Genomic DNA, 13323 nt, shown 5'->3' on the forward strand with positions numbered 1-13323 from the left:
TCCCTGCCAAAACAGGGATGTTCAAAACTGCAAATTATTTTGTTAAATCGATGTTAATTCATTTACACGTTAACGTTAACAAATTTATTTCTTGGTTAGTGTTTTTACATTTTTCTTTGCTTCAGAACTGTCTTTAACAGCTGTTTTGTTCAGCGTTTCAGGTGTTTTTTCCGGTGCTTTATCTGCTGCTTTTTTGATTGTTTTAACTGTTTCATTTACGGCTGTTTTTGACTTATTCAATGGCTTTGCCAATACCTTTTCGGCCTTCTCTTCGGTCTCTATTGCGGCAACTTTAACACTTTGTACCACAGGTTTTGCTTTAGCTATAGCTTTTTTAACCACTTTTTCAGCAGATTTTTCAGATTTACTTACCGCTTTGGCAACAGGCTTTTTTACTTCTTTTGCTTTTTCTTGCGAGGCATGTAACAAACCATCAATTTTTTGACCCACATCAGACTTAACAATGGTAAATTTTTTGGTTAATTTTCTAGCGACCCGCTTACTTGCTTTACCCACCTCCGTACTGATTTCAGATACATCATGACCTAAGCTTTTAATCACATCTAAAAATTGAGTAGTAATAGACTGTTCAAGCTGTTTTTTGGCTTCCTTTTTTATAATCTTTTTTTGAGACTTCGGCTTAGGGGTTTTCATATTATTTTCGTTTTTTTGTGAGAATGGATTAATTTCTATTAAATCTACTTATTTTTTTACTTTAAAGCTAAAACCATGCCTTCTTTTGATATTGTAAGTAAAGTTGATGCGCAGACATTAGACAATGCCATTAACAATGCTAAAAAAGAAATACTGAACCGATTCGACTTTAACGGATCAAAAAGCACAATCGATCTGGATAAAAAAACAAATGTGATAACCATTGTGACTGAAGACGATATGCGTTTGAAAGCTATTGAAGGATCTATCATTTCCCGGATGATGAAGCAGAATTTGGATCCAAAAAGTTTAAACTTCGGCGATGAACACCAGGCCTCGGGTAACATGATCAGAAAAGAAATCAGCATCAAAGAGGGGTTGGATAAAGAAGCGGCGAAAAAAGTGGTAGCCAAAATCAAAGCGAGCGGGTTAAAAGTTCAGCCTGCCATTATGGATGATCAGGTTCGGGTTACGGCCAAAAAAATTGATGATTTACAAGCTGTCATCAGTCTTTGCAGAAACGAAGATTTTGATCAGCCATTACAGTTTATCAATATGCGTAATTAGTTTAACTGGTTAACTGTTAAAATCGGTCAATTATAAATAATAATCTGATAATTAAATGGTTAGCCAAATTTAAACAATTAACTGATATCAATTATGGAAATCAGCGAAAACGGTTTTATATTTTCTGATCAAAAAGAACGCTTAGATCTCGAAGCTATCCACCAGTATTTAAGTGTCGAATCCTATTGGGCGAAAGGCATTCCTATAGCTACCGTAAAACGATCCATAGAAAATTCATTATGTTTTGGTATTTATAAAGATCATGTGCAGGTAGGTTTTGCCCGTTGGGTAACCGATAAAGCAACATTTGCCTGGCTTTGCGATGTTTACATTAACGAGAATTACCGTGGGTTGGGCTTGTCAAAAAAAATGATGTCATTTATGATTTTCCATCCGGATTTGCAGGGCCTGAGGCGTTACCAATTGGCTACTTTAGACGCCCATGGCCTCTATGAACAATTTGGGTTTTCAGCTATTCAAAATCCCGAAAGGCAAATGGGCATTGTGATTCAAAATGCATATCGTTAAGGGCCAGCAGAGATATCAAAAACCTTTTTTCGAGTATCTTGTTTGTCATACATATTAAACATTGAGAAAACATGAAAAAGATATTTCTATTGTCGACAGCTTTTGCCCTGGCACTTTCTTTTGAGGCCTGCCAGACTGCAGATAAAAAATCAGCAACTACTAAAGACAGCGTTGCTGGCGACACCACTATGGTAAACGGTAATCACGTTGCCGGATCAGAAAGTACTGAATCTGGAGTGGATGAAGCAGGTGCTACTTTTTTAAGAAAAGCGGCCGTTGGCGGTATTATGGAAGTTGAAGCGGCTAAGATTGCAGCCCAGAATGCTAAAAGTGCAGAGGTGAAAGAGTTTGCGGCTAAAATGCTTGCCGACCATGAAAAAGCCAATGCAGAATTAAAAGCATTGGCTGTAAATAAAAAAGTAATTACCCCTGATGCCTTACCAGCTGATGAACAGATTCATTTAGATGGTATGAAAAAAATGACTGGTGCTGCGTTTGATAAACACTATATGGATATGATGGTTACCGATCACGAAAAAACGGTAGCATTATTCAAAAAAGGTACCGAAAACCGCGATCAAAGTATTAAAGAATGGGCTGCGAATACTTTAAAAGTAATCGAATCGCATAACGAGATGGCTCAGAAAATTGCCGCAGGCTTAAAATAGGTTATCAAGTTAACCTACATTTAACTAGTCGTCGTTTCGAACCTGGTATAACGAAGTCGGGAAATCTTTTCAGATAGATTTCTCTATTCCGTAGAAACCGGTCCTGAACGACGACTTTTTTCATTGTCAACGGCCTTAATTGTTATAAAAAGCACATCAATATCAATTTAATTTAAACACAATTTCTTTCAACAAAAAATTAAAATTAACTTTCGCCGTTTAATACAAAAATATATAAATGAACAAGAGTAGAATTTTTAGAACATTGTTGGGTATTGCAATTGTAAGTGCAGTACCAACTTTGGCTCATGCGCAAAAAGCCAATTGGCAAAACCTCGACCTAAAAAGCGATAGCACATTCGGAATCAGTACGGAGAAAGCATATAAAGAACTTTTAAAGGGTAAAAGATCCGTAAAAGTTATCGTGGCTGTAAATGACGGTGGTGTAGAAGCTACACACGAAGATCTGAAACGGATTATGTGGGTAAATACCAAAGAGAAACCAGGCAATGGTAAAGATGATGATAAAAATGGCTACATCGACGATATTAACGGCTGGAATTTTATTGGAGGACCAAAGGGATCTGTAAATTTTGAAACCTTAGAGCTGACCCGTTTGGTTCGTCGGGATCAGGCACGCTTTGCCAATACTACAGATGCAAATGTAGCAGAAAAGGATAAAAAGGATTTTGAAGCGTTTAAAGCTGAAAGGGCCGAGTTGGAACAAAAACTGGCTGAAGCAAAAGAAAACTTAGCGGGTATTACAGGTTTTAAAACAGCTTTAGATGCTGTAGTACAGAAAATTGGTAAAGAAAATCCAACAGCAGAAGATTTTAAAAACTTTAAGCCATCTACGGCGATTGAAGGCCGTATCCAGGGAATATTGATCCAACAACTGGAAAAAGGCAGTTTTAAAGATTTTTACGAAGACCAGATTAAAGAAGGATTGGATTATTATACACGCCAGGCCGAATATAACTTAAATCTTGATTATGATCCACGTTCAATAGTTGGTGATGATCCAAATAATGATAAAGAACGGTTTTATGGCAATAACGATGTTGCAGGCCCTGATGCGATGCACGGTACACACGTAGCAGGTATTATTGCAGCAGATAGAACCAACAAAATTGGAATTTTAGGTGTAGCCGATAATGTAGCTATTATGGGCGTGCGTTGTACGCCAAACGGTGATGAAAGGGATAAAGATGTAGCAAATGCAATCCGCTATGCAGTTGATAATGGCGCTAAAGTAATCAACATGAGTTTTGGTAAAGCTTATAGCTGGAATAAAGCAGTTGTTAACGAAGCAATGAAATATGCCGCATCTAAAGATGTATTGATTGTTCAGGCCGCAGGTAACGAGAACAAAAATATTGATGTTGAAAATAATTTCCCTAACCACAAGGATTTAGATGAGAAAACTATTGCATCATGGATTACCGTTGGTGCTTCAGGTCCTAAAGATGATGAGACTTTGAAAGCTAGTTTCTCTAACTATGGTAAAAACCAGGTTGATGTTTTCGCGCCAGGTGTACAGATTTATTCCACCGTACCTGGTTCCAAATACAAAAACTTGGATGGAACCAGTATGGCCTCTCCGGTTGTGGCTGGCCTGGCTGGCTTAATCCGTTCTTATTATCCAAAATTAACGGCAGCGCAGGTAAAAGAAACTATCGTTAAATCGGTTACCAAAGTAAACCACAATGTAGAATACGCGAAAGGCGAAGGTCCTGATGCCGAAAAAGTTTCTGTTCCTTTTTCTGATCTTTGTATCAGCGGCGGAATTGTAAATGCTTACAATGCATTAAAATTAGCAGCAACTTATTCAGGTAAGTAAGTTGCTAAGTAATTTTTTCAGATTGTCATTCTGAGCGAAAGCGAAGGATCTTCAAGCTGTTTTCTTTAACAGAAAAATAAAAATGCGTCCCAATGTAAAATCTGGACGCATTTTTTGTTTCGGGTGTTTTTTAAGCCAATATCTTATCAGGTGTGATGGGTAATGTTCTGATCCTCTTCCCCGTAGCATTAAAAACGGCATTGGCTACTGCAGCAGAAAAGCCTATCAAAGCAATTTCACCCATACCTTTTGCACCCATAGGGTTAATGTAAGGATCAGGTTTATTGATAAAATTAACATCGATTTCCGGTACATCAGCGTTCACAGGAACGTGGTAATCAGCAAAGTTGTTATTGATGTATCTACCATAACGGTGATCGATTATTGATTCTTCTGTTAAAGCCATTCCTATACCGCCAACTGCGCCGCCCACCATCTGGCTTCTGGCGGTTTTCGGACTCACAATGGTTCCTGAATCACCTACAGAAACAATTTTACTTATCTTTACCACTCCTGTCAGGTTATTTACTTTTACCTGTACAAAGTGAATGGAGAACGAATACATCGAGTAATTATCTCTTTCCTTACCGCCCTGACTCTCTTTTGTTATTTCTATTTGCGGCAGATTATTCTTTTTCAAAACATCAACAAAATTAGACGTTGCATCCATATTTGAATTTGCTGCGAGTTCGGCAATGGTAGATTTTAAGGCTACACAAACATCATTCACTGCTGAGCCTACGGTAGATAGTGTAGCCGAACCGCCCTGACTTGGCGCTGGCGGTAAAGATGAATCGCCTAATTCGAAAGTAATTTTATCTACAGGAATACCCATCAGTTTACTGGCAATTAAAGTCATACCGGTTCCTGTACCAGGACCAATGTCACTTGTTGCACTTTGCAAAAGAAGCGATCCATCGGCTTTTAAAATGCCTTTTACGCTGGCTTTACCCCTATTGGCATTAAATACACCAACACTTACCCCGTAACCGGTTTGCCATGACCCCTCAACTATACTGCCCGGTTTGTTTTTTCGGTTGCGCCAGCCAATCTTCTCAGCTCCGATTTTATAGGCCTCTTTAATATTCTTGCTGGAAAAAGGCTTGTTTTTTTGTTGATCGGTTTCAGGATCATTTTTAATTCTAAATTCCAATGGATCCATGTCTAGGGCATGCGCCATCTCATCAATCGCGCTTTCGAGCGCAAAAGCTCCGGTGGCTTCCCCTGGTCCTCGCATCCATATCGGCACGCCCAGATCAACCGGAACAATAACATAAGAAGTATTTACATTATCGCATTGGTACATAAACTTTGCCATGTTCACTACACCTTCGGTAAAGTTCTCATAAGCAGAAGTTTCACCATAAGCCCTATGCGTAATGCCCGTTAGCTTGCCATCCTTATTTGCACCCAAACCAATGGTTTGTATGGCCGCTGGCCGATTACCTACCATCGTAAACATCTGCATTCTGGTAACAACCAGTTTTACAGGTTTGCCAATGTGTTTAGAAGCCATTATTGTGGCGATCTCCAATGGCCATGTGCGTAAGGCCATCCCAAAACCACCACCCACAAACTCCGAGTTCACCTGGATATTTTCCATTGGGATTTTAAAAACATTCGCAATGGTACCCTGCGTAGCTTTTACGCCTTGTGTTTTGGCATAAACGGTAAGCTGGTTATTTGGTCTCCAATCGGCAATAATCCCATGTAATTCCATTGGGTTATGCGTCTCAATTGGAAGAAAGTACCTTTCTTCGATCTTTACCTCTGCAGTTTTATAAGCATTTTCTTCACCACGTTTATAGTCGGCCTGCCCCTGTAGCTTTTTAGCTTTCGGATCTTTCAGCGCTTTTTCAAAATCAGTATTAAAAGTTTCTTTAGCATAGGTCGCCTTAACCAATGATGCCGCATAAGTTGCCCTTTCAAAAGTATTGGCCACCACAATAGCTATGGGTTGTCCGTTATAGAAAATCTTATCGGTATAAAAAATCTTCATCTGCGGTCCACCCTCCTGTTCGTAAGCCGCCGCCGAGGGCTTATTCAGGTGCGAAATCACCGCGACCACTCCCGGAGCTTTTTCTGCAGATTTCGTATCAAGTGTGATTATTTTCCCTTTAGTGATGGTACTGGTTACCAATACACCGTAGGTTAAACCAGGTAAATCATATTCAGCAAAATATTTGGCTTTTCCGGTCACTTTCAAGAATCCGTCTACTCTGTCGTTTTCATCTTTTAGCATATTCTTTTCCATAACTAGGCTTTTGATTTTGCTAGGTTTAAGGCCTCAATAATTGTATTGGGTGCAAGTTTTAGCTTGAAGTCGTTTCCTCCAAAGCTTTTTGCATCTTTCATGGCCAGTTGCGCAGCCTGCTCAAAATTGGTTAAGCTGGCTTCTTTTCCTTTTAAGAAAATCTCAGATGCGGTTAAACGCCAGGGTTTATGTGCCACGCCGCCCATGGCCAGCCGAACATCAGTAATTTTATTATTGACGATTTCAAAAGCTGCCGCTACTGATACCAGTGCAAAAGCATAAGAAGCCCTATCCCTGACTTTTAGATAATGATAATTTTTGGCCAGGTTGTTTGTAGGGATTTCCAAACCTATAATCATTTCATCGGCCTTTAAGTTATTGTCTAACTGTGGTGTATCTCCGGCTAAGCGATGAAAATCTTTAAATGATAGTTTGCGTTCTCCTTTTGCATTGGCCAATATCACTTCAGCGTCTAAGGCAATTAAGGCTACACACATATCGCTGGGATGAACAGCAATGCATTTTTCTGAAGTTCCGAAAATAGCATGCATGCGGTTAAAACCTTCCATTGCTCCACATCCTGTACCGGGCTGGCGTTTATTACAAGGCATTTCGATATCGTAAAAATACCCACAGCGCGTACGCTGCATCATGTTTCCGCCAACCGAAGCCACGTTTCTGAGTTGCGCTGACGCGCCGGCTTGTAAAGCCCGGGAAAGTAAAGGCAGTTTCTCTTTAATCAGGGGATGATCTGCAACTGCCGTATTCGAAGCCAAAGCACCGATATGGATTTTATTCCCGATCTGCCTGATTTGTTTCAGCGGTACGTGGTTGATATCAATAAGTTTTTCCGGTGCGGTAACACCTCTCTTCATCAGATCGATTAAATTGGTACCACCTGCCAGGAATTTGGCATTTTTATCTTTACCCAATAAAGCAATGGCTGATTTTGCTGTGGTTGTTCTGAGGTATTGAAAATTGATCATACGGTTTCACCTCCTTCTTTCACTTCAATAATTGCATCAACTATGTTTGGATAAGCACCACACCTGCAGATATTTCCGCTCATGTATTCGCTTATTTCAGCCCTTGAATTGGCATGGCCTTCACGAACACAGGCTACTGCCGACATGATCTGCCCTGGTGTACAGTAGCCGCATTGAAAACCGTCATGTTTGATAAAAGCAGCCTGCATCGGATGTAAAGTATCGCCATTTGCCAAACCTTCTATCGTAGTTATTTTCTTTCCCTCATTCATCACTGCTAAGCTTAGACAAGCGTTTACCCTTTGTCCATCTACATGAACAGTACAGGCGCCACACTGGCCATGATCACATCCTTTTTTAGTACCCGTTAAGTGTAATTCCTCACGCAGATAGTCTAAAAGGGTTACCCGGGGTTCTACCGTTGTTTGATAAGCTTTATTGTTTACTGTAAGCTTTAAGGGTATTTTCTCAAAAAGTTCGGCAAAACGTTCATCGGCATTATTTTCTGCTGCTTTAATTGCGGTACCAGGCGTTAGTGCAATGGCCGTAATTACTGAGGTCTTTTTAAGAAAATCGCGCCTGCTATCACCCTGATTTGGTTTCTGTTCAGAAGATTTCATAGTTGGATGTTTATAAATGGTTGCGTTACCAGAATCTTCATTATTATCAATTCTTCGATAAAAATTGACCGTTTTTCCGGTATTTCCATCTCTAAATTTAAAATAAAAACTAAAGCTAATTTCCTTAAAATTGATAGGTAAAAGAAAAGTTACGCCCCGACTTTGATGCCACATACATAAAACCAACAATTTCAAAAATTGTTCGGACTTTCGTACTACAATTATTGCCTTTCTACCGGGTTAAAAAAATGAGAATGATTTTGATTTAATGGGAAAAAAAATCAAATTCAGAATAGTCATGATCATTGCGTTTAACCTGAATGATGGTAATTCCGTCTAAAATCGTTTTCCTTTAAGTACCCTGATTTCTGATCCTTCTGCCAGGAAAACAGAATCTGGCTCGGCATGGTTTAAGAAAGCAAAATCACCACCATAGTTTATCCCAAAATTGACGTTGATTTTATAACTTTTTATCGGATAAACTTGCCAGCGCGGATGTTCTACCCCATATTCAGAGGTTTTATTGTGGCCAATTTTAGTGTATCCCCAGTAATGTTCGGTAATAAATTCTTCTTCGCTACCCGGTGCAATTTCTTCAGCCTTAGCATTGGCAGTAATCTGAAAATTATGCCATGTTTTACTTTTCCAAAGATAATCCACCTCAAGCTTGTTTTCCTGTTCTACCCAAACATGTTTCATGGGTAAAGTTTGATATTTTTCTTTATAAATGGTATTGGCAACAAATGTGATTGCAGGCAAGGGAACAATTTCTTTAACAAAAACAACTCCTCGTTTCCATTCTTTACCATCTTTATACCGAACATAGAAGCGCAGGTTAACCTCCTCAAAATTTGTATGGAATGGAATATTAAAGCCAAGTAACTTTACATTCATAAACATGAAACCCACTAAGCTCACATAATACTTTCCATTCCAGCTATCTAGTTCGGTATGCGGAGGAAGATACTTTAAAAGAATTTGCTCATCTACCGCATATTGCGCAAGTGCTAACTTTCGCCATTCCGCAGTTAAGAAAACACCTTTTTTAGCTGTCATTATATAACAGCTTGTCTTAAACGAACTAATTTGACTAAAGTTTCTTCGAGCAAATCTAAATGAAGCATGTTGGCTCCATCTGATTTGGCATTTGCAGGATCAGGATGTGTTTCGATAAATAAGCCATCGGCACCAACGGCAATGGCTGCTTTTGCAATAGTTGAAATCAGTTCGGGTTTACCACCGGTAACTCCGCTGCTTTGATTAGGCTGTTGTAAACTATGGGTACAATCCATTACCACAGGCGCACCAAAACTTTGCATTTCGGGTAAACCGCGATAATCTACAATCAGATCCTGATAACCAAAGGTATTTCCACGATCGGTTAAGATGACCTTATTGTTGCCCGCCTCTCTTACCTTTTCAACCGCAAATTTCATTGACCCAGCCGATAAAAACTGGCCTTTTTTTACATTTACCACTTTCCCCGTTTCTGCAGCAGCAACCAATAAATCGGTTTGGCGGCACAAAAAAGCCGGAATCTGCAGTACATCAACATACGCAGCAGCCATCGCGGCTTCACCACTCTCATGGATATCGGTAACGGTTGGCACACCAAATTCTCTGCCGATCCTTTCTAAAATGCGTAACGCTTTTTCATCGCCAATGCCCGTAAAAGAACTTCCTTTACTTCTATTTGCCTTGCGGTACGAACCCTTAAAAATGTATGGAATCTGCAGTTTATCGGTAACCGTAATAATCTTTTCAGCAATTCTCATGGCAATATCTTCGCCTTCAATAGCGCATGGACCCGCCATTAAAAAGAAATTCCCTGAATCTGTATTTTTTAATTTATCTAAATAGTTTAACATTGTTGAGATGTGAGATGTGAGATGTGAGATGCGAGATTTGAGATTTGGGTTTCTCTCAGATCTAACGTCTCAAATCTCATATCTGATTTTTAGTTTCCTAATTCGGACATAAATTTTATCCGCATCAATTGAATTTCTTCCCGGGTGTAATCGGTTTCGCCCAGTTCATTTAGTGCTTCGTCTATAGAATCGCTTTCAGCTGCCCTGAAGTAATCAAAAACTTCATCCTGCCTATCATCGTCAATGATTTCATCAATAAAGTAGTTCAGGTTCAGTTTGGTGCCGGAGTTTACAATCGACTCTACTTCTTTCAGGATTTCTTCGTAAGTGATGCCTTTTGAATCGGCAATGTCTTCCAGGCCAATCTGTCTGTCGATATTTTGGATGATTGATACTTTCATCTGTGATTTATTGGCCTGCGTTTTAATGATCAGATCAATAGGACGTTCAATGTCGTTATCCTCCACATATTTTTTGATCAATTCAATAAAAGGTGCACCGAATTTCATTGCTTTACCCGAACCTACACCCGAAATCTGGCGAAGTTCTTCCATGGTAATTGGATAATGGGTACACATTTCTTCTAAAGACGGATCCTGGAAAACCACAAATGGTGGAACGCTTTTTTGCTTCGCAATTTTTTTACGCAGCTCTTTGAGTAACGATAAAAGATGGGTATCCAAAGCACCTGTGCCTTGTTTTACATCTTCATCATCATCGTCGGTGCTGTTTCCTATTGGCTCATTTAATATGAATTTGAGGCTGTAAGGATTAACGATAAAATCTTTTCCCTGTTTAGTTAATTTTAATAAACCGTAATTATCGATATCCTTAAAAAGATAATTATTTAAAACCGCCTGGCGGATAATGGATTTCCACATCAGCTCACCGTCCTCCTTGCCGATTCCAAATTCAGGAACCTTACTATGTTCATAAGCAATGGTTTGCGCTGTTTCCAGACCTAAGAACACATTTAACAGGTGTGCATCATCGAACTTCTCACCGGATTTTTCAATAAACTTTAATAAGGTAGATAACTGACTTTCTACTTCAAACTGTTTTTTAGGCTTTTTGCAGTTGTCGCACATGCAGTTGCAGCCGGTTTCGTTAAAGTTTTCGCCAAAATAGTGTAGGATTTGCTTACGACGGCAAACGCCGGATTCTGCATAATCAATCACTTCTTTTAATATCTGTGTACCAATCTCTCTTTCAGAAACCGGTTTATCTTTCATAAATTTTGCCAGTTTATCTACATCTTTTTGAGAGTAGAAAGCAATGCACACGCCTTCGCCACCATCACGTCCGGCCCTACCGGTTTCCTGATAATAACCTTCCATACTCTTAGGCACATCGTGGTGGATGACAAAGCGTACATCTGGTTTATCGATCCCCATACCAAAGGCAATCGTTGCAACAATTACCTCGGCATCTTCCATCAAAAATTTATCCTGTGTTTCGGCCCTGACTTTCGGATCTAAACCTGCATGATAAGGCAAGGCACTGATTCCATTCAGGTTCAAAGCTTCGGCCACTTCCTCTACCTTTTTACGGCTTAGGCAATAGATAATCCCTGATTTACCCGGATTAGACTTGATATATTTAATGATTTCTTTGGTGATATCTTTTTTAGGACGAATTTCATAAAATAAATTCGGCCGGTTAAATGAAGATTTGAATAACGTGGCTTCCGTCATGCCCAGATTCTTCATAATGTCCTGTTGTACCTTTGGCGTAGCCGTCGCAGTTAATGCAATAATCGGGATATTATTCCCCAACCCTGCAATAACTTGTTTAATCTTACGGTATTCCGGCCTGAAATCGTGACCCCATTCAGAGATACAATGCGCCTCATCAACGGCGACAAAGGAAATTTTAATCAGGTTTAAAAATTCAATGTTATCCTGTTTTGCCAAAGACTCTGGCGCAACGTACAATAATTTAGTCTGACCGCTTAAGAGGTCAGATTTAACTTGGGTAATTTCAGATTTGTTTAAGGATGAATTAAGAAAGTGAGCAATACTGTCATTTCCACCAAAAGCCCTTAATTGGTCTACCTGGTTTTTCATTAATGCGATTAAAGGAGAAATCACAATTGCTGTACCCTCGCTCATTAAAGCGGGCAACTGATAGCAAATAGACTTCCCTCCGCCTGTGGGCATAATAACAAAAGTATTATTGCCTTCTAAAATATTGGTAATGATCGACTCCTGATCACCCTTGAAATTATCAAACCCGAAGAAATTTTGTAGGTTATCAAATAACGACTTTTTCACGTCCATTTTGTGTAATAAAATATGCGATGCTATTTTTGTATCCAAAATAACATAATTTTACAAGAATTTCAAGTATTAACAAACAATTATTTTCTCTTTGAAAAGTAAAAAATCCATAATCCAATCAGCTATAGGCACTTTAGAGCTTGAAGCAGCTGCAATATTAAATGTTGCGAAAAACATTAACGGCGATTTTGAGAAAGTCGTATCAAGCATTCTAAATAGCAAAGGACGGGTGATTGTAACGGGCATAGGTAAAAGTGCAATTATCGCGCAGAAAATAGTGGCTACTTTTAATTCAACGGGTACACCCGCTATTTTTATGCATGCTGCAGATGCGATCCATGGCGATTTGGGCATGATCCAAATGGATGATATTGTCATTTGCCTTTCCAAAAGCGGAAATACACCTGAAATTAAAGTGCTTATTCCCTTATTGAAAACAGCTGGCAATCTACTGATTGGTATGGTTGGCGAATTAAATTCTTTTTTGGCAGAGCAGGCCGATCTGATTTTGAATACCGCTTTCGAAAAAGAGGCCTGTCCGCATAATTTGGCGCCAACAACCAGTACAACTGCGCAATTGGCATTGGGTGATGCTTTGGCCATTTGTTTGTTAGAATGCAGAGCGTTTAACGAATCTGATTTTGCAAAATATCACCCTGGTGGATCTTTAGGTAAAAAGCTATATTTAAAAGCACGTGATTTAGCCCTGTCTAACGAAAAACCAGCTATACATCCTTCTGCCTCAGTTAAAGATGTGCTGATCGAAATTAGTAAAAACCGTTTGGGGCCGTAGCTGTTGTAGATAGCGACGATAAGGTACTGGGCATCATTACCGATGGTGACGTTAGGCGGATGTTGGAAAATAATACTACTATTGCAAACTTAAAAGCGCAGGATATCATGGGCAGAACACCAAAGAGCATACAATTTGATGCTTTAGCTGTCGATGCCCTGGATATTATTAAGCAAAACAATATTACCCAGTTGTTAGTTCTGGAACAAAATACTTACTTTGGCATCATCCATTTACACGATCTTTTGAATGAAGGTATTGTGTAA

At 39.3% G+C, this 13323-nt stretch carries 11 protein-coding genes and 1 pseudogene; 5 read left to right on the plus strand and 7 right to left on the minus strand.

What is annotated here, in order from left to right:
* Window positions 1–84 precede the first annotated feature (84 nt).
* Window positions 85–654: a hypothetical protein gene (locus DV942_RS00495; RefSeq protein ID WP_145854352.1), complete on the minus strand. Its 570-nt coding sequence runs from the start codon at window positions 652–654 to the stop codon at window positions 85–87.
* A 75-nt stretch (window positions 655–729) separates the two neighbouring features.
* Between DV942_RS00495 and DV942_RS00500 the strand changes: the two genes are divergently transcribed.
* The 4 genes from DV942_RS00500 (at window position 730) to DV942_RS00515 (ending at window position 4257) form a co-directional block, all read left to right on the plus strand.
* Window positions 730–1221 carry a YajQ family cyclic di-GMP-binding protein gene (locus tag DV942_RS00500; protein WP_090979043.1) on the plus strand — a complete coding sequence of 164 codons (492 nt, stop codon included), beginning with the start codon at window positions 730–732 and terminating at the stop codon, window positions 1219–1221.
* A gap of 93 nt (window positions 1222–1314) precedes the next feature.
* Window positions 1315–1749 (plus strand): GNAT family N-acetyltransferase, encoded by a 435-nt coding sequence (locus DV942_RS00505; protein WP_145854354.1) that lies wholly within the window; start codon window positions 1315–1317, stop codon window positions 1747–1749.
* 71 nt (window positions 1750–1820) lie between these two features.
* A complete protein-coding gene (locus DV942_RS00510) occupies window positions 1821–2417 on the plus strand; it encodes a DUF4142 domain-containing protein (RefSeq protein ID WP_090979050.1) in 597 nt (198 codons plus the stop codon).
* Between the two features lie 238 nt (window positions 2418–2655).
* On the plus strand, window positions 2656–4257 hold the full coding sequence (locus DV942_RS00515) for a S8 family peptidase (RefSeq protein WP_145854355.1): 1602 nt from the start codon (window positions 2656–2658) through the stop codon (window positions 4255–4257).
* A 130-nt stretch (window positions 4258–4387) separates the two neighbouring features.
* On the opposite strand, the gene DV942_RS00520 is transcribed toward DV942_RS00515, so the two are convergent.
* The 6 genes from DV942_RS00520 to recQ form a co-directional block, all read right to left on the minus strand.
* Window positions 4388–6511, minus strand: a complete 2124-nt coding sequence (locus tag DV942_RS00520) for a xanthine dehydrogenase family protein molybdopterin-binding subunit (protein ID WP_145854357.1) — start codon at window positions 6509–6511, stop codon at window positions 4388–4390.
* A gap of 2 nt (window positions 6512–6513) precedes the next feature.
* Window positions 6514–7497 (minus strand): FAD binding domain-containing protein, encoded by a 984-nt coding sequence (locus tag DV942_RS00525; protein WP_145854359.1) that lies wholly within the window; start codon window positions 7495–7497, stop codon window positions 6514–6516.
* Entirely contained in the window at window positions 7494–8117 is a 624-nt protein-coding gene (locus DV942_RS00530) for a (2Fe-2S)-binding protein (protein ID WP_145854362.1), read from the minus strand. Before DV942_RS00530 ends, DV942_RS00525 begins: the two co-directional genes overlap by 4 nt.
* A gap of 336 nt (window positions 8118–8453) precedes the next feature.
* Window positions 8454–9173, minus strand: coding sequence for a YqjF family protein (locus DV942_RS00535; RefSeq protein ID WP_145854364.1), 720 nt, complete (start codon window positions 9171–9173; stop codon window positions 8454–8456).
* Window positions 9173–9985 carry a 3-deoxy-8-phosphooctulonate synthase gene (gene kdsA / locus DV942_RS00540; protein WP_145854366.1) on the minus strand — a complete coding sequence of 271 codons (813 nt, stop codon included), beginning with the start codon at window positions 9983–9985 and terminating at the stop codon, window positions 9173–9175. Before kdsA ends, DV942_RS00535 begins: the two co-directional genes overlap by 1 nt.
* Before the next feature lie 89 nt (window positions 9986–10074).
* Window positions 10075–12264, minus strand: coding sequence for a DNA helicase RecQ (gene recQ, locus DV942_RS00545; RefSeq protein ID WP_090979074.1), 2190 nt, complete (start codon window positions 12262–12264; stop codon window positions 10075–10077).
* 91 nt (window positions 12265–12355) lie between these two features.
* On the opposite strand from recQ, the pseudogene DV942_RS00550 reads away from it, so the two are divergent.
* Window positions 12356–13323: pseudogene (locus DV942_RS00550) on the plus strand (KpsF/GutQ family sugar-phosphate isomerase).

It is taken from the genome of Pedobacter suwonensis (assembly GCF_007833675.1).
GTDB lineage: Bacteria > Bacteroidota > Bacteroidia > Sphingobacteriales > Sphingobacteriaceae > Pedobacter > Pedobacter suwonensis.

Bases quoted from the DNA above. Each gene is read 5' to 3' on its own strand.
- DV942_RS00495 (WP_145854352.1), bottom strand. From the start codon at position 654: ATGAAAACCCCTAAGCCGAAGTCTCAAAAAAAGATTATAAAAAAGGAA.
- DV942_RS00500 (WP_090979043.1), top strand. From the start codon at position 730: ATGCCTTCTTTTGATATTGTAAGTAAAGTTGATGCGCAGACATTAGAC.
- DV942_RS00505 (WP_145854354.1), top strand. From the start codon at position 1,315: ATGGAAATCAGCGAAAACGGTTTTATATTTTCTGATCAAAAAGAACGC.
- DV942_RS00510 (WP_090979050.1), top strand. From the start codon at position 1,821: ATGAAAAAGATATTTCTATTGTCGACAGCTTTTGCCCTGGCACTTTCT.
- DV942_RS00515 (WP_145854355.1), top strand. From the start codon at position 2,656: ATGAACAAGAGTAGAATTTTTAGAACATTGTTGGGTATTGCAATTGTA.
- DV942_RS00520 (WP_145854357.1), bottom strand. From the start codon at position 6,511: ATGGAAAAGAATATGCTAAAAGATGAAAACGACAGAGTAGACGGATTC.
- DV942_RS00525 (WP_145854359.1), bottom strand. From the start codon at position 7,497: ATGATCAATTTTCAATACCTCAGAACAACCACAGCAAAATCAGCCATT.
- DV942_RS00530 (WP_145854362.1), bottom strand. From the start codon at position 8,117: ATGAAATCTTCTGAACAGAAACCAAATCAGGGTGATAGCAGGCGCGAT.
- DV942_RS00535 (WP_145854364.1), bottom strand. From the start codon at position 9,173: ATGACAGCTAAAAAAGGTGTTTTCTTAACTGCGGAATGGCGAAAGTTA.
- kdsA (WP_145854366.1), bottom strand. From the start codon at position 9,985: ATGTTAAACTATTTAGATAAATTAAAAAATACAGATTCAGGGAATTTC.
- recQ (WP_090979074.1), bottom strand. From the start codon at position 12,264: ATGGACGTGAAAAAGTCGTTATTTGATAACCTACAAAATTTCTTCGGG.